The organism is Waltera sp., from assembly GCF_046969025.1.
Classification (GTDB): domain Bacteria; phylum Bacillota; class Clostridia; order Lachnospirales; family Lachnospiraceae; genus Acetatifactor; species Acetatifactor acetigignens.
This window is the reverse complement of record NZ_JBKVQF010000001.1, coordinates 69,745-87,189: the sequence shown is the minus strand read 5'-3', so window position 1 is coordinate 87,189 and position 17,445 is coordinate 69,745. Positions and strand designations below refer to the sequence as shown.

The window sequence follows — 17,445 nt, the reverse complement described above, 5'->3', positions numbered from 1 at the left end:
CAGACTAACTTCTATCCGTTTTGTCTTCATCATACATCTACTTGATTAACAGACGGGTGATATGCATTCACTAAATACTAATTCCGGTACCGGTCTGCATCTGTCCCCGAGCCACCGTGTAGCCCAAAAAAGGAACCACAAACCGTTCCCAGATTGTGATTCCCTTTGTTTTTAATCCGTCATTTTTATTTGGTCAACAGCATCATAATGTCATTGCTTCTTGCCACGAACTTGGTCATGGCGTCGGCGGACAAGGGTGCATGCTGGAGCTTTGCCAGATCGTACAGCTGCTCGCAGATCATTTCTGCGTTCTCGCCGTCCTGGTGCTCGGTGATGTACTGTACCAGAGGATGGTTGGCATTCAGAATCAGGGTCTCGCCCTCACCGCCGAAAGCACTCATATCCATGCCGGGCATGGAGTACATCTTCATCATATCCTGCATACGTCTGCTCTCTTCGGACAGCGTGATCATGGAAGAGATCTTCTTGTTCTTCAGCTTCTCTACCTTGACAGTGATCTTGTCGTTCTTCAGAGCCTTCTTCATCAGCTTGCTGATGCTCTCTGCCTGCTCTTCCATCTCTTTTTCAGCCTTCTTGGAAGTCTTGGACTTCAGGGCATCGGTCACATCCGCATCGATACGCTGGAACTTGATTCCCTCATTCTTCTGCTCCAACTGGGAGATGAAGGGCTGATCGATATTATGGGTCAGGATCACAGCATCCATCTTAGCAGCCTTGAACATATTGATGTACTGGCTCTGCTGCTGTTCATCCGTTACATAGTAAATGATCTTTTCCTTCTTCTCTTCCCCGGCATTCTCCTCAGAAGCCTCATCTTCAGATTTATCCCCTACGACCTCAGCTTCTACCTTGTTGCCGTTCTCATCTACAGCATTTTCCTTATTCTCTTCCTCGTCCTGAGGCTTGATCTCCAGACACTCGGGCAGAGTCAGATATTTGCCGTCCAGATTCTTGAAGAGGATATAATCGTTCATCTTCTCACAGAACTTGTCATCCTTCAGGCAGCCAAACTTGATGAAGGGACTGATGTCATCCCAGTATTTGTCATACTCTTCCTTATCCGTCTTGCACATACCGGCCAGCTTGTCCGCTACCTTCTTGGTAATGTACTCGGCGATCTTCTTGACAAATCCATCATTCTGCAATGCACTTCTGGATACGTTCAGAGGCAGATCCGGGCAGTCGATGACACCCTTTAACAGCAGCAGGAACTCAGGAATGACTTCCTTGATGTTATCTGCGATAAATACCTGATTGTTGTACAGCTTGATGGTACCTTCGATGGACTCATACTCCATGTTGATCTTCGGGAAGTACAGGATACCTTTCAGATTAAAAGGATAATCCATATTCAGGTGGATCCAGAACAGAGGCTCCTTGTAATCCTGAAATACCTTGCGGTAGAAGTCCAGATACTCTTCCTTCGTGCACTCATTGGGATGCTTGGTCCACAGAGGCTGTGTCTCGTTGATCAATTCAGGACGCTTTCTGATCTTCAGCTTCTTAGGCTCTTCTGTTCCCTCAGCAGCTTCAGCATTTTCACCTTCTGCCGCTTCCTTCTTCTCCGGCTCGATCTCTTCCAGGACTTCATCATCGGGAAGCTTTTCCTCTTCCTTGATGATCTGGGTCTCCTTGGTGTTCGCCTTGGACAGATAGATCTCGGTAGGCATGAAGGAACAATACTTCTTCACGACCTCACGAGCCTTGTACTCATTACAGAACTCCAGACAATCTTCATTTAAAAACAGGGTAATGGTCGTACCGACATCCGTCTTGTCTCCGTCTTCCATGGAGAACTCGGTGCCGCCGTCGCACTCCCAGTGCACTGCCTTGGCGCCGTCCTTGTAGGACAAGGTATCAATGTGTACTTCATCCGCTACCATGAATGCAGAATAGAAGCCCAGTCCAAAATGACCGATGATCTGGTCGGAATTGCTCTTGTCCTTATATTTCTCAATGAAATCCGTTGCGCCGGAAAATGCAATCTGGTTGATGTACTCTTCCACTTCGTCGTCAGTCATGCCCAGACCGTTATCCTTGAAGGTCAGTGTCTTCTTTTCAGGATCCACGATGACATCCACACGTCCCTTATAGCCTTCAGGCAGGGCATATTCTCCCATCATGTCCAACTTTTTCAGCTTGGTCACGGCATCGCAGCCGTTAGAGATCAACTCTCTGTAAAAAATATCGTGATCGGAATACAACCACTTTTTAATGATCGGAAATATGTTTTCACTGTTAATTGACAAACTACCGTTTTTTGCTGCCATTATTACCACATCCTTTTCTAAAATTGCACAGCCATGGCTGACTGTTTCCTAACTGATTCTAAGTGTAGGACTGTAAAATTGAAAAGTCAAGACAAATTTAGCACTCATTATAAATGAGTGCTAACAATCAGTCAAAAATCCAGTATTTATCAATATTTCCGTAATTCTAAAATTTTAATAAAGCGTGTAAAAAACCAGAAATTACTCCTCCGGAAAGTACTTTGCATACACATCAAAAAAGTTGTCCGTAGTCACCTGTTCGTCCATGATCAGCGTGATCTCGTCCCACAGCTTGTCATTGAGCTGACGCACCAGTGTATTCACAAAGCTGTCATACTCCTGCCCGAAGACTTCCCGTTTCCGCTCTTCTACAATCTTTAATTTATTAGCGTCCGTCTCTTCCCGATCCAGCGTATTGATGCATTTGATAATGTAATAGCCTCGTTCACATTTCACAACCTGGCTCACCTCGTCTGTTGCCAAATTGAAAGCCGCTTCCTCATAAGCGCTCTCCGCTTCTCCTTTGCCAAAGGAATAGGTGATCTCGGAATCGTCGCTGTATTTGGATGCCAGTTCCGTGAAATCGTGTTCTCCGTCCACCGCCAGGTCTCTTACCTCGCAGGCTTTCTCATAGGCACTCTGAATGGAGCTTTCCGAATAAGGCTTCAGGTTTCCGTCCATATCCGTGGATGCTGTTGCAAAAAAGATCTGCTGCACCGTAATTTTGCGGGCCTCGTCATCACTGATCTCCGGATTGATGTCCTGTATAATCAACTGATAGACCTTGTCTGCCATGGCATATTCCCGATACAGATTCTCCACAATCTCCTCCGTGGCACCCATAGCCTCGATCTCCGTATCATTTAAGGAAGAATAATACTCCTGTGCCGCCTGGACGACCTTTGCCTCCTCGGCTTCATCCAACGTGACCTCTTTCTCTTTTGCCAGCAGGTACATGGTCTTGATCTGAGCAATTCTTGCCAGCACTGTCTCCTTGACATTATCCTCCAGAGTCACTCCGTTCAGGGAAGTATTCCAGATCTCCGTCCCGTAGACATTCTCATATTGATTCTGGGTCGTGGTCAGGTAGATCATGATCTCCGCCTTAGAGCAGGACTCGTCCCCGATCCGAAATACCTCATTTTTCCCAAATCCTGTGGTAAATACCACTTTTGTGCCGTCACTGCTGCCGCAGGCGGTCAGTCCCGTCACCATACTTATTCCCAGCACTCCCGCCACCAATACCGCGGTGATATGACATCTATTTTTAAAAAACATAACATTTCCTACTTTCTCAAAGTCTCTAAATTCTGATTATACCCTATTTTTTTCTTCTGTGCCACGATTTCTTGGAAGTTCAGAAAAATCTAAGAATTCTACAGACAAAAAATGCGTGCGGATATTCTCCACACGCATTTTTAATATTATTCAATTTTGATACCAGATTACTCGATTACATGGATCCAGCCCTTAGGAGCTTCGATCCTGCCCATCTGGATACCGGTCAGAGTCTCATACAGTTTCTTGGTGACAGGTCCCATCTCGGTCATGCCGCTGGGCAGGCAGATTTCTTTGCCGTGGTCAACGATCTTGCCTACAGGGGAGATCACTGCTGCGGTACCGCACAGACCAGCCTCTGCGAAGTCTTTTACTTCATCCAGGTATACTTCTCTCTCTTCTACTTCCAGTCCCAGGTATTCCTTGGCAACATATACCAGAGAACGACGGGTGATGGACGGAAGGATACTGTCGGACTTGGGAGTTACGACCTTGTTGTCCTTGGTAACGAACAGGAAGTTCGCACCGCCGGTCTCCTCTACCTTGGTACGGGTAGCAGCATCCAGATACATATTCTCATCGTAGCCTTCCTTGTGAGCGGATACGATTGCATGTAAGCTCATAGCATAGTTCAGGCCAGCCTTGATGTGACCGGTTCCGTGAGGTGCCGCACGGTCAAAGTCGGTGACACGGATGGTCAGAGGCTTAACGCCGCCCTTGAAATAAGGTCCTACAGGGGTGCACAGAATACGGAACTGATACTCATCCGCAGGCTTTACACCGATGACAGGGTTGCTGCCGAACATATAAGGACGGATGTACAGAGTTGCACCGCTGCCGTAAGGAGGTACGAAAGCATCGTTGGCCTTAACCGTCTCGGTAACAGCTTCCACGAAACGCTCCTTGGGGAAAATGGGCATCTCCAGTCTTGCTGCGGAAGACTCCAGACGTTCACCGTTTAAGTCAGGACGGAAGGTTACGATATGTCCGTCTTCTGTGGTGTAGGCCTTCAGGCCCTCGAATACGGTCTGTGCATACTGCAATACACCTGCACACTCATTTAATACGATGTTGGGATCCTGGGTCAGCTGACCGTCATCCCATTTGCCGTCCTTGTAATTGGACACATATCTGTAATCCGTAGGGATATAACCGAAACCGATGTTACCCCAGTCAATGTTCTTCTTTTCCATTTTTGTATTCCTTCTTTCCTCGGTTTACCACTCTGCCTGTTGATTTCTCTTAACAGAATTTATTGATTTTCATTATTATACCATTTGTAATAAAAGTCAATATACACATTTATGCTTTCCAGTGACTTTTTCAGTGAAAATGTGTCGTTTTTCTTCTTTTCACAGTTTTTTCAGATTAAAATCACTACATATCTGTCATTGCATTTAAGACTTTTTCCGCTCATATTTCAAGAACTGGTAAGTAATGTCAAAATAGACCTGCTCATCGCTGTCCGCGGTGATCTCCCACTCGGGATCACTGTCCAGATCCGGGAAATAGGCATCCGCCTCGTAGGCATGATCGATCTTCGTCACATGGGCCACGTCACAGTAAGGCAGCATCTGGCGGTAAATACTCTCTCCGCCGATGATATAGATATTCTCTTCGTCATATTTCTTCAGTTCTTCCAGCAATTCTTCAATAGAGTGTACCACGATCGCATCCTTGACCTGATAATTCGGATCTTTGGACAAAATAATGTTGATGCGGTTCTTTAAAGGCATGCCCTGTGGGAAAGTCTCCAAAGTCTTGCGTCCCAGAACCACTACCTTACCTGTCGTCTCTTCGCGGAAATGCTTGTGATCGTTGGGGATGCGGATCAGCAGTTCGTTCTTGCTGCCGATGGCCCAGTTGTTGTCTACTGCTACAATTAAATTCATGGTGTACCTCGTTTCTGTTTGTTTCTATGATAATAACCGGTTTCTCCGTGCTTCGCACTCACGAAACCGTACTGATATTCGTATTCCGGGCTACCGCCCTACTTACTCATGTCAGATTGCAATCGGAATATCCCTGATCTGCTCCCCTGTCTGGTAACCCTCCAGCTTCACGTCATCCGGTGTAAACTGGTAAAAATCCTTAATCTCCGGGTTCAGCCAGAACTTCGGTGCCGGGAAAGGCTCTCTGCTTATCAGTTCCTTAATGGCATCCACATGTCGGTCATAGATATGGGCATCCGCAATGACATGCACCAGCTCACCCACGTTCATATCGCAGACCTGTGCCAGCATATGCACCAACACCGCATACTGTACCACATTCCAGTTGTTGGCTGCCAGCACGTCCTGGGAACGCTGATTCAGAATGGCATTCAGGGTCAGCCTGTCCTCTCCCTTTTTCTGAGTCACATTAAAGGTCATGCTGTAGGCACAGGGATACAGATTCATCTCATGCAAGTCCTGATGCACGTAAATATTGGTCATGATGCGGCGGCTGAAGGGATTGTTCTTCAGATCGTAGATCACACGATCCACCTGATCCATCATGCCCTCTTTATACTGATGTTTCACACCCATCTGGTAACCGTAGGCCTTACCGATGGAACCATCCGCATCCGCCCATTCATCCCAGACATGGCTTTTTAAGTCATGAATGTTGTTGGACTTGCGCTGCCAGATCCACAGCATCTCATCCGTGGCTGATTTTATTGCTGTCCGGCGCAAGGTCAGGATCGGGAACTCCTTCGACAGGTCGTACCGGTTCACTACTCCGAATTTCTTAATAGTGTAGGCAGGGGTGCCGTCCGGCCAATGGGGACGCACTTTCTCGCCCTCCGTGCTGGTACCGTTGGTCAGAATGTCATTACACATATCGATAAAAATATGATCCGCTAAACTCATGGTGTCTCCTTATTCTATCTTCTAATATATAACCGATTTCTCCGTGCTTCGCACTCTCGAAATCGCTCTGATATTCGTATTCCAGGCTACCGCCTTGCTTACTCATATCAGTTTGATTCTCTCATCAGCCAAAAGCCTTGACTGCAAGCAGTCACGCAGAAGCTGATGGAGAATCTTATTATGTTATATAACCGATTTCTCCGTGCTTCGCACTCTCGAAATCGTACACCCCTTCGTATTCCGGACTCTCTTCCTGCATACTCAGGGTTGTTTATGCCTCTCATAGGAAGTATTTCCTGCCTGCAAGCAGTCAGAAATACTTCCTATGGATGCACTTATATTTCCCATTTGTCACACAGGGAATTGATCTGGTCGGCGAACTTGGCCATGTCCTTATTGGTCATGACACCCTCGCTCTTGGTAACCAGCGCCAGCAGACGTCTTGCAGAAGCCAACAGCCTCTCGAAGACTCCGGTGACAGGCTTCGTCTTTTTCTTCACGGCAACCGGTGCAGCCTCATAGGTAAATTTATTGCTGATCAGGTCGAACTCCGTGCCACTATAAGGTGCGTAAGCCCTCTGCCCATACTCGATCTTCAGGCATTCGGTGAATGCAGTGCAGGCACTGTCTTCACCGTGTACCACAAACACCTTTTTCGGCTTCTCTTCAAAGGCCTGGATCCACTCGATCAGTCCTTCTTTGTCCGCATGGCCGCTTAATCCCGCCAGTTTCCGGATCTGTGCCCGCACCTGAATGGTCTCACCGAAAAGCTTTACCTCATCGGCACCCTCTACCAGCGCTCTGCCCAGGGTTCCCACGGACTGGTAACCCACGAAGAGAATCGTACATTCTTCTCTCCACAGGTTATGCTTCAGATGATGGCGGATACGTCCCGCATCACACATACCGGAAGCGGAAATGATGACCTTGGGGGTCTCGTCAAAATTGATGGCCTTGGATTCCTCACTGGTGATGGACAGCTTCAATCCCGAAAATGCAATGGGGTTGATGCCCTCTTTCACATATTCCATAGCCTCGTCATCAAAGCACTCATAACGATTCTCCTGAAATATACCGGTGGCCTCCACCGCCATGGGACTGTCCACATACACCGGGAAATCCTCATGTCCTTTGACCAGACGTCCCACCTTGATTTTCCGCAGGAAATACAGGATCTCCTGAGTACGGCCCACCGCAAAGGAAGGAATCACCACATTACCGCCACGATCCAGTGTCTCCTGCAGTACCTTTGTCAATTCCGCCACATAGTCTAGTTTGTCCTTGGGATGCATCCTGTCACCGTAGGTAGACTCCATGACCACATAATCCGCTTCTTTTGTGGGTGTGGGATCCTTCAACAGCGGCTGATGCTTGTTGCCGATATCGCCGGAAAATACGATCTTCTTCGTATTGCCGTCCTCTGTCAGCCAGACTTCGATGCTGGCAGACCCCAGCAGATGTCCGATATCCGTGAAACGGATCTTCACGCCCTCGCACACTTCTACGATCGTATTGTAATGACAGGGAACCAGTCTGCGGATCACGCCGTCCGCATCCTCCATGGTATACAACGGTTCCACCACTGCATTGTTGGCAGAACGTTTTGCCTTGCGGTTCTTCCACTCTGCCTCAGCACTCTGGATATGCGCACAGTCACGTAGCATGATGCTGCACAGATCCGCCGTGGCATCCGTGGCATAGATCTGGCCTCTGAATCCTCTGGCATATAGAAGTGGCAGAAGTCCCGAATGATCCACATGGGCATGCGTCAGAAAGACATAATCGATCATGGATTCCGCCACCGGCAGCGGAACATTCTCAAATACATTGATGCCCTGCTCCATACCATAATCCACCAGAATATGCTTTCCGGCTACCTCAAGATAATGGCAGCTTCCTGTTACTTCATGGTCTGCCCCCACAAACACAAGTTTCATAGATTTACCTCCCGTTTTGTTAGTTTATTTTAAAGCATTGGCTGTTTCGTAGAACTGATAATAGATCCCTTTTTGTTCCATGAGCTGGTCGTGATTGCCTTCCTCCACAATGCCGTCATCCGTCAGCACCAGGATCCTGTCGGAATTGCGGATACTGGAAAGTCTGTGGGCGATAGTCAGAGTAGTACGCCCCTCCGACAATTCTCCCAGAGATTTTGCCACGGCAAACTCACTCTCATTGTCCAGTGCGGAAGTGGCCTCATCCAGAATGATGATGGGTGGATTTTTCAGAAATACTCTGGCAATACTGATCCGCTGTTTCTGTCCGCCGGACAGCTTTACACCCCGTTCTCCCACATAAGTATCATAACCGTCCTTCAGTCCCATGATGAATTCATGAGCCCCGGCACGCTTTGCCGCATTGATCACATCTTCTTTCGAAGCCCCGGGACGTCCATAAGCGATATTTTCATAGATCGTACCGGAGAAAAGATACACATCCTGCTGTACGATACCGATATTGCCCCGCAGACTCTTTAACGTAAAATGCTTAATGTCCTGGCCGTCCAACAGGATCCTGCCTTCTGAGACATCATAAAATCTCGGGATCAGATTGCACAGCGTTGTCTTACCACCACCGGAAGGACCGACGATGGCCACCTTTTCTCCCGCGTGGATCTGCAGGTTCAGATCGGTAAATACCTTGTTATGGTCATCCGGATATTCAAAGCTTACTTTTTCAAAAGAGATTTCTCCCTTCGGGTCCTTCAGTTCTATGGCATCTGGCTCATCGAAGATCTCGATATCCGCATCCACGATCTGTAAAAAGCGCTCGATACCGGTCATGCCCCGCTGGAACTGTTCGGCAAATTCGATGATACGCCGGATTGTTGCGATCAGGGTGGATACATACAGCATATATGCCACCAGGTCACCAGCGGCAATCCGTCCGTTTACCATAAAAATACCGCCTGCCACCAATACCACCAGATACATCAATCCGTCAAACAGCTTCACTGTGGTATTGAATGCCGCCATGTAACGGTAGGTCAGCTTCTTAATATCCAGAAAAGTGCCGTTATCTTTCTCAAACTTGACATTTTCCACCTCTTCATTGGTAAATGCCTTGACCACCTTATGGCCCAGCAGACTGTCCTCGATCCGGGCGTTCAGCTCTCCGATCTGGTTACGCTGCTTGCGAAAGGCACTTCGCATCCGGAAATTCAGGATCATGCACACACCGCACATCAGCGGCACGCACAGAAAGATCATCAATGTCAGCGGCAGATTGATATTTGCCAGAATGATAAAAGAGATTACGGTCTTGATTCCGGCGATGAAAAATTCTTCTGGGCAATGATGGGCGAATTCCGTCACATCAAACAGATCATTGGTGATCCGCCCCATGATCTGACCGACTTTGGTATTATTATAATAAGTATTGGACAGCTTCTGCAAATGGTTGTATGCATCTCTGCGCATGTCCGTCTCGATCTTCGCGCCCATGACGTGTCCCATATCGGACATATAGTAACTGGCGATGCAATCCACGATACGAAGTCCGAAATACAGAACTCCCAGTGAAAGTATGGTCTTCACCGACAGGGACGCAAGATCCCGCAGCCCTTCATTGGTAATGTAGCGCATAATTAACGGCAACACCAGTTCACAGACCGTGGTCAGTGCTGCACAGAACAGATCCATCCACAAGGTAAAACGGTATTTTTTAAAATAAGGTGCAAACCTGCGAAACAATTCGCGGGTGGAATATTGCTTGTTATCCATTGTTGTGTTCCTTTTATTTTGGTTGCAGAGCTATAGGTATTGTCCTTCTCCCACATAGAAGCGTACTTTTCCTTTTTGCTCATTTTTCTGGTCATAAAGTGTTTTGTCCGCAGCCGACAGGAAATCCCACACTCGGTTTGGTTCCTTCGGAATAGCACAGACACCACCCACGGAAATCGTAAGCCAGGGTTCCACAGAAGAGTCTTCATTGGGAATCTCACATTCCCGGATGCCCATACATAGCTGTCTTGCATGTTCCTCTGCATACTCCCTGTCACGTCCCGTCATGACCACCAGGAATTCATCTCCGCCGTAACGCGCCACATAGTCCTCCGGAAAACATTTTTTCAGAGTATCCGCTACCGCGCAGATTCCTTCATCTCCCCTTCCATGTCCATAGCGATCATTCAACTGTTTGAAATGGTCAATATCCAGGAACAGAATGCCCAGTTCCTTCTCATTCAGAAGACAGTCTTCAAACACATCCTCCAGATAACGATTCAGGCTTCTCTTATTATAGAGTCCGGTCAGTTCGTCATGATCCGCCTGATACAACAGCCGGTTTCTCTTGCGTTCCTGTTCCTTCTGCTCCTCTTCTGCTGTCTGTAATCGTTTTCTGAGTTCCATCATATACATGACCTGACTGTTTTCTGTCAGTTCCCAGCTGTCCTTTAGATGGAAAAAGGTATCCGCGCTCTGTTTGAATTCTTCCGGAGTCATCCTGGAACTGCAATAACGCATCCGCAGAGACAAAAGCTGCAATAGCAGACTCTTGTTCTGTTCAATGGCAGCCTTTGGTTCCAGACAGTTCAATACTTCCTCTATCTGTTCCGGTTTGCCTATCTTTTCCACATATTGCAGCAGATTCTGAATACTGTCGTATTCGGAAGAGACCTGTGTCATATCCTCTAATGCCATTACCGCTGTACGTACATGCTCTTCTGCCTTCTTCCGGTCTCCGTTTCGCTCCGCCAGATGAGCCAGAAATACATTGACACCCAGCCTTGTCTCACGTATGACCTCCTCGCTCTGCCCGGTCTCTTCCAGTTTACACAGTACCTTTTCCGCCTCGTCATCCATATGCAGATGCAGCAGGCAGCATCCGTACTCTGCCAGCATTTTCCGGAAATTGATCCTGCTGTATGTACTGTTGTCATCCGCCTGTTCAAATTCGCGGATACATTCCGCATGGCACTGCACAGCTCTTTCATAAGCTCCTATGAGATAATACGCATCCGACATATTGCTCAGTACAATGCTGTGCACCATCTTATCATCGTATTTTTCCGTATAATCCAATGCTTTATCGTACTGTTCCATGGCCAGCGACAGGTTGTTCTGCATATGTGCCACAATACCGATCATATTGTACACTCTGGCTACATGATGCTCCAGATCCGTTCCCAGAAGACACCTGACGCTCTCATCCAGATAATGCAGGCAGCCCTCCTGATTCCCTGTTGTCAGTTGATAAAAGGCAGCAAAATAGCAGATCCATCCGTGGATTCCCTTATCATCCTGTTCTGTCACAGAGGTAAGTGCCTGCTCCAGAGTCTCCCAGGTAAAAGGAATTCCGTCTGTCATCTGCTGATTCAGGCGTTCTGCTGTCTCTAACATTTGCTGTCTCGTTGCGCTCATATCTATATCCATACCGTCCTGTTATTCTATGTCAATTCCGCAAATCACGGTTCGCCGGTTCCTATGCCCAGCCCGGTGGGCATAATCTATTTTACTTATTATTGTATTATTTTATATCGCAGTACGCAAGTTTTTTTCCTGAATAAAATGTTTCCCAATCTCCCGCAAAAATGTTAAAATGGAGTTATATTTCGTAAGCTAGTACAAAAAGGCATGGTTATTTCTATGGAAAATATAACAGTTAATAAAGAGTTTCATGAACTGCATTTTGACAGCATCCAGGCTTTACGCGGTCTGGCTGCTCTTTTTGTGGTATTTCAGCATGTCCGTTTTCTGAACTTCGGAGCTTTCGGTGTGGACATCTTTTTTTGTATCAGCGGATTCATGATCATGTTTACCACGGAAAAAAGTACCAAATATTTCTTCCGCAAACGCCTGGTCCGGATTCTTCCGCTTTACTACCTGATGACACTGGGCACCTATCTGTCGCTGTTGTTGTTTCCTTCCATGTTCCAACAGACCAGACACGATTTTTCCTATCTGGTCAAAAGTCTGCTGTTTATTCCTTTTGATATCGGCAGCGGAGCGATCCAGCCTTTGGTACGGATCGGCTGGACCATTAACTGTGAAATGCTGTTCTATCTGCTGTTTTTCATTGCCTTTCACATCAGCATGAAATACCGCGGTCTGATCTGCAGCGCATTTCTGGTGATTCTGGTGGGAATGGTACAGATATTTGCTCCGGCGATCTCATCCTGGCAGTCTCCGATAGGTAATGTACTTTCTCCTTTCCTCATTTTTTACGGAGATCCTGTCATGTTGGAATTTCTCTTCGGAATTCTGGCTTACTATCTGCTGCGGTATTTGTATCGCAGGCATACCCTTCATCCGGTTTCGCGGACAGTAAGCCTCGTATCCGCGGTATGTATCCCGGTAATCTTTTGTCTGCTTGCTTACTTTACGCCCCGGATCAATGTGATTGGGTTCCTCAGGCTTCCCCAGTGGGGGCTCCCTGCTCTGCTATTGTTAATCCTTGCTTTTCTCGCAGGCCTGCGGCTTTCCATGCCCCGCTTTTTTGTGCAGTTGGGAAATATCAGCTATTCCCTGTATCTGGTACACTACTATCCGGTTATGTTTCTGGACCGTGTGGTATTTGACTTTTCCACCCTATCCGTATTATCTGTTGTCGGACTGATCGTAAGCGTTGTAATAAGCATTGTTCTGGCTTATCTGTGCTGGATCCTGATAGAGCGGAAATTCACCGGATGGCTGCGTAGAATACTGCTGCGTTAATTGTATATGCAATTTACAAAAAAGATGCACACTTTTTTTATTGACATTTCCGGAGCCCTATAGTATATTATAACTTGTCCGTAAGATATGCGCGAGTGGCTCAGCGGTGGAGCACCTCCTTGCCAAGGAGGGGGTCGCGGGTTCGATCCCCGTCTCGCGCTTGAAAAAAGAACGATACCAAATCGGTATCGTTCTTTTTTTCGAGCCCTGGCAGGGCTCGAAAGTTCGATGTCTACGCTCCGCTCCGGTCCGCGCTCTTTTTATTTGTAGCGGAAGCCTTGATTTTACAGGGTTTCCGCTCTTTTTGTGTCTGCATGAAATTGTAGACAGCTGGTTCTACAACGAATGTGGTTAAAACTAAAAAAGCCACCACAAAATGGTGACTCAATAACATAAGCAAGAAACCATCCGGCAGGCGTCGCCTCTCCTGCATCTCTTTTGACCCATAGGGTGCGTGGTTGCAACGAAATTTACCACCTCGGATAGTTCCTCTCTTATTGTATATAGATTATACCCTGTTTATTTCCTACTGTAAAGAATTTCTTTATTTCGGATAGAGTAAACTTACTGTCAGTTGGAGAGTCGCAGAAGATTCCCTGCTATGAACTTGCCCAGATCGTTTTCTCATAGTCTACTTCTCCCACAGTGTTTTGTCAAATACCTCCCAGACGCTCCCGGATTGCAAGCTTTTTCCGGATGTCTATACTCGGGATGGTTGCCTGCAGCTTTTCGATGTATACCCTGTCATTGTCATGACTGTGGAGTAACAGACTCCTCATGTATCCCCTGTTTGGACGCACTGATATCTCCTCGGTTCCCGTTGCTTCTTCCTGCTTATGGCTCCGCCGGTACTTTACCAGTTCCAGGATCTTTTCTTCTCCGTAATCCTTCACATAGCATCTCAGCTGACACATCGCATCCGCTCCGGCTTCGCTCCAACCCATCGGACGGGAACTCATCCGGTCGGAATACATATGACTCACATGACCTTCTGCACTGCATCCATAGACATTCTTATCCTGCATTCTTCTCACTGCGCTATCCCAGTTGTTCAGCAGGTATTCCTCACAGTCATTCACTGCTTTTTCGTTCGGCGCACATTTCCGGATAGCTTTTATAGTCTTTACAAACTTTTTCTTCTTGCCCTTATACAGGGCCTTCCACAGCCGTCCTTTGGCTTCCCCTGCCTCATCCAGCATCTGGTTGGCCGCCTTGTTGATATATTTCATCATGTGGAACTTATCCAGTACCGGAACTCCCTTTTCAATATATTCCGCCCCTGCTTTGATCCATGCTCCTCCATCTCCACTGATATACACCGCATTCAGATACCGGCTCTCGTAGTTCGTGTCGATGTATTCCTGCATCCGTTCAAACAGATGTCTGTTTGCTTCTCCTCCGCTGCAAAGACCTCCCAGGTAGAAGACATTCTTCAGTTCCTTCCGCCCGTCTTTCTTTTCCTGTCCTTCATACAGATACAACAGCTTCCCGATCATGCTGCCCTTCTTCTCTGTTCCGTTTTTCTCCTGCTTGTGAATGTGATCCTCGTCTGCCTCAACATAAAGGTATTCCACACACTTTTTCTTCTCCGGCTTCGGGAAGGGCAGTTCTGTCTGGATTCCGTGTACCTTATCCATGACGGCAGTCTTGCTGATCAACGAATCTTCTCCCAGTACCCTGGCAGCACTGGCATAGCTGGTCTTTACCGCTTCGGCCAGCACCTCAGCTTCCGCACGGCTGCTCAGTCTTTCATGGGCATCCAGTTCCATCCATTCATCCAGAAGATAATGGCAGGTTCCATCCTTACAGCTTCGGAACAGCGTGTGGGTAAAGCAAACCGGTCCCACTGTAGTCAGCAGCTGGCGTTCATCATGCCTCTGGATGGTATATTTTTCAGCTCTGGAAATATCCTCACACAGCATACGATCCATGTCGCTGTAAAGGGCTGCCATGTGCTCTGCTACAGCCTTTCTTGCAGCCTCCGCAAGCTGCTTCTCGTACAATTCCATGTCCTTCATCCCGGATGAGAGAAAAAGTTCATCTGCTTCTTCCAAATCTTTGTACAGCTTTTCCATTGAATATGCTATAATGTTTTTCATGAGAGTGCCTCCATCGTCTGTATTTTAGATTCTCGTCAAATCCATTATAACAGAGATGTTGGTACTCTCTTTTTTTCTTTTATTCAACTGACAAAAACTTTACTCTATATTTATTTCGCAAGTAATTCTGCAATCTTCTCTCACTAATTTTCCAGCATGAAATCACAGAATTTTTATATCCATGTTCATCCCCCGAAGTACATAATCTTAATACAATCTATAAAAATCCTTCTTCCGTTTGTATTCTTTTAATAATCAGTCCCGTATATGCATGCTTATCCCTAATAATATAACCCGGGGTACTTATTGCCTCCTGTATATTTTTCAATACTTTATTATATGCCTCTGGATATCTGTCCTTAATATGTTGAATCTGATTGTCTATGATAATAACCTCTTCGGTAATAATATCCTCTGTTATACATTTATATATTTTTTGATTTATTTTTCCTATGCTATACACTTCACTCTTTTCACCACCTTCATTTTAACTTCATGTTTCTTTCTTCCATTCACGTCTCTGGGAAAACGACTATAGATCGCTAGTCAACGATATGAGAATTTGTAAGAGAAATATTGCTCTTATTGCTAAGATAACATGAACGGCAATTTTTTACAAGAAAAAAGACGACTGCACTCACATGCAATCGTCTTCTATCTTCTTTACTGTTCCAGTTTATCCGCATATTTGATACGGTAGATTCTCCGCAGGGAATCATTGATGCGTTCCTCGGAAATGGTGCCGTTCTGTACAGCCTCCAATACTCCGTTGTATGCCGTCTCAAAATTTTCCGGTGCATAGATCATATCACAGCCTGCGCGAAGTGCCAGTACCGCAGCTTCATCTGCTCCATAGTAATTGGAGATTGCAGCCTCATTCATGGCTCCGGACACGATCACACCGCGGAAATTCAGTTCATTTCTTAAAATATCCGTTACCACCGCGCTGGAGAACGTGCAGGGGGTATTGTCTCCGGTCAGGGAAGATGACGCCATATTACTGATGCGGATCATTTTGGTCATGCCATTGTCGATACAAGTCTGGAAAACCACAAATTCATTGGCTCTGAAATCTTCCGCACTTCTGTCTGTAGATGCCATGCCGTCCTTCGTGCTCTGGGTACTGCTGCCGATACCAGGGAACTGTCCGATACATGCGGTCACCTTCTGCTCCTGTAATCCTGCCTGCATATATCCTACAAAGGATGCCACATTGTCCGCTTCCGATCCGTAAGAACTGCTGCCTGCCGCATTTCCATCCACTACACTGAGATCTGCAGAAGGTGCGAAATCAAGATTAAAGCCCAGCTCTGCCAGATAAGTTCCCACCGTGGTTCCCGCTAGGTACGCATTGTTGGTATCTCCGGTAGCCCCGATGCTCTGGGGTGTGTCCACTTTAGTACCAAGGCCTGCCGCAGCTACCGCATCTGTATCGCTTCCCTCTCCGTCAATGGCAATAAACAGGGGATAGCTGGTATATAATTTGGTATTATCGATCATCTGCTTCAGCTGATCTGCAGACTGGATGTTTTTCGCAGCGTATACGATTCCACCTACCGGGTATTGGGATAACACATCCTTGGTACCGTCTCCCGCCTGTACTGCCGCAGACACACCGGTGATCGATTCCGGCGTCGTAATGAATAATCCGGCTACCTTATCTTCCAGAGGCATGTTCTGGATGATTGCCTCATTAATAATGGTATCCAGCTTCTGCTCATCCGTGAGTTCCACCACTGTCTCCTGGCTTTCCGTCGGTGCCTGGATTGTCTCCTCATCCGAAAGGATCTCATCCACCTTGTTCTGCTGTTCTTCCTGATTACGACTCATGCTGGTAATCTTGCTTACAGCAAAAGCAATTCCCACCGCCAGCAACAGGATCATAATACCTACGGCCGTATATGCAATGATCTGATTTCTCTGTCTTCTCTTATGTCTGAGTTCTCTTTTGTCCTGCTGATTCTGTTCGTTTGTGTCCATTTTCATAACTCCTCTATCTGTACTATTCTTCTATTGTACATGATATCGGTAGGTTTTTCCACTGGAAAATTGTACAACTATTCAGAACCTCATTCGCAAAATAAAAAATCCAATATGGACTTACAAATGCAAGCATTTGACGACCATCTTGATTTTTTACTTGGCTCTGAATAGTTATACAACATTAAGAGAGCGTACCGATCATTCTTTCAATCAGTACGCCCTCTCAGACTGCAAGCTCCAATGGCCTGTCCTCTCTTTCATTTGTTTGCTTTATCTTCCATTTTGTCTT

Annotated in this window: 11 protein-coding genes, 1 tRNA gene and 1 pseudogene; 2 read left to right on the top strand and 11 right to left on the bottom strand. The window is 46.7% G+C overall.

The genetic code is table 11. From position 1 onward, the window contains the following. Positions 1 to 185 precede the first annotated feature (185 nt). The 8 genes and pseudogenes from htpG to ACLTOH_RS00345 all read right to left on the bottom strand — a co-directional run bounded on the left by htpG (position 186) and on the right by ACLTOH_RS00345 (position 11,793). Positions 186 to 2,291, bottom strand: a complete 2,106-nt coding sequence (gene htpG / locus ACLTOH_RS00380; RefSeq protein WP_227063999.1) for a molecular chaperone HtpG — start codon at positions 2,289 to 2,291, stop codon at positions 186 to 188. Positions 2,292 to 2,492: 201 nt separating this feature from the next. Continuing rightward, complete coding sequence (locus tag ACLTOH_RS00375; protein WP_118502607.1) at positions 2,493 to 3,569, bottom strand: peptidylprolyl isomerase; 1,077 nt, start codon at positions 3,567 to 3,569, stop codon at positions 2,493 to 2,495. 167 nt (positions 3,570 to 3,736) lie between these two features. Then, positions 3,737 to 4,768 (bottom strand): annotated as a pseudogene (locus tag ACLTOH_RS00370) (branched-chain amino acid aminotransferase); the annotation flags it as partial. Positions 4,769 to 4,966: 198 nt separating this feature from the next. After that, complete coding sequence (locus tag ACLTOH_RS00365; RefSeq protein WP_154496360.1) at positions 4,967 to 5,461, bottom strand: dihydrofolate reductase; 495 nt, start codon at positions 5,459 to 5,461, stop codon at positions 4,967 to 4,969. 111 nt (positions 5,462 to 5,572) lie between these two features. Further along, positions 5,573 to 6,421, bottom strand: coding sequence for a thymidylate synthase (thyA, locus tag ACLTOH_RS00360; RefSeq protein WP_337544722.1), 849 nt, complete (start codon positions 6,419 to 6,421; stop codon positions 5,573 to 5,575). 335 nt (positions 6,422 to 6,756) lie between these two features. Further along, a complete protein-coding gene (locus ACLTOH_RS00355; protein WP_227063996.1) occupies positions 6,757 to 8,358 on the bottom strand; it encodes an MBL fold metallo-hydrolase RNA specificity domain-containing protein in 1,602 nt (533 codons plus the stop codon). A gap of 24 nt (positions 8,359 to 8,382) precedes the next feature. Next, complete coding sequence (locus ACLTOH_RS00350; RefSeq protein WP_117569088.1) at positions 8,383 to 10,143, bottom strand: ABC transporter ATP-binding protein; 1,761 nt, start codon at positions 10,141 to 10,143, stop codon at positions 8,383 to 8,385. Between the two features lie 30 nt (positions 10,144 to 10,173). Continuing rightward, positions 10,174 to 11,793: a diguanylate cyclase gene (locus ACLTOH_RS00345; protein ID WP_227063994.1), complete on the bottom strand. Its 1,620-nt coding sequence runs from the start codon at positions 11,791 to 11,793 to the stop codon at positions 10,174 to 10,176. 213 nt (positions 11,794 to 12,006) lie between these two features. Between ACLTOH_RS00345 and ACLTOH_RS00340 the strand changes: the two genes are divergently transcribed. Both ACLTOH_RS00340 and ACLTOH_RS00335 read left to right on the top strand, forming a co-directional pair. Next, a complete protein-coding gene (locus ACLTOH_RS00340) occupies positions 12,007 to 13,074 on the top strand; it encodes an acyltransferase family protein (protein ID WP_022312935.1) in 1,068 nt (355 codons plus the stop codon). An 89-nt stretch (positions 13,075 to 13,163) separates the two neighbouring features. Next, positions 13,164 to 13,235: transfer RNA gene (locus ACLTOH_RS00335), tRNA-Gly, on the top strand. A 492-nt stretch (positions 13,236 to 13,727) separates the two neighbouring features. Here the strand turns inward: ACLTOH_RS00335 and ACLTOH_RS00330 are convergent. From ACLTOH_RS00330 to ACLTOH_RS00320, 3 genes are all read right to left on the bottom strand, one after another. After that, positions 13,728 to 15,173 (bottom strand): ISLre2 family transposase, encoded by a 1,446-nt coding sequence (locus tag ACLTOH_RS00330; protein WP_412223078.1) that lies wholly within the window; start codon positions 15,171 to 15,173, stop codon positions 13,728 to 13,730. 217 nt (positions 15,174 to 15,390) lie between these two features. Further along, complete coding sequence (locus ACLTOH_RS00325) at positions 15,391 to 15,636, bottom strand: hypothetical protein (protein ID WP_262593393.1); 246 nt, start codon at positions 15,634 to 15,636, stop codon at positions 15,391 to 15,393. A 200-nt stretch (positions 15,637 to 15,836) separates the two neighbouring features. Further along, positions 15,837 to 17,159 (bottom strand): glycoside hydrolase family 3 N-terminal domain-containing protein, encoded by a 1,323-nt coding sequence (locus tag ACLTOH_RS00320; RefSeq protein ID WP_412223077.1) that lies wholly within the window; start codon positions 17,157 to 17,159, stop codon positions 15,837 to 15,839. Positions 17,160 to 17,445: the final 286 nt, after the last annotated feature.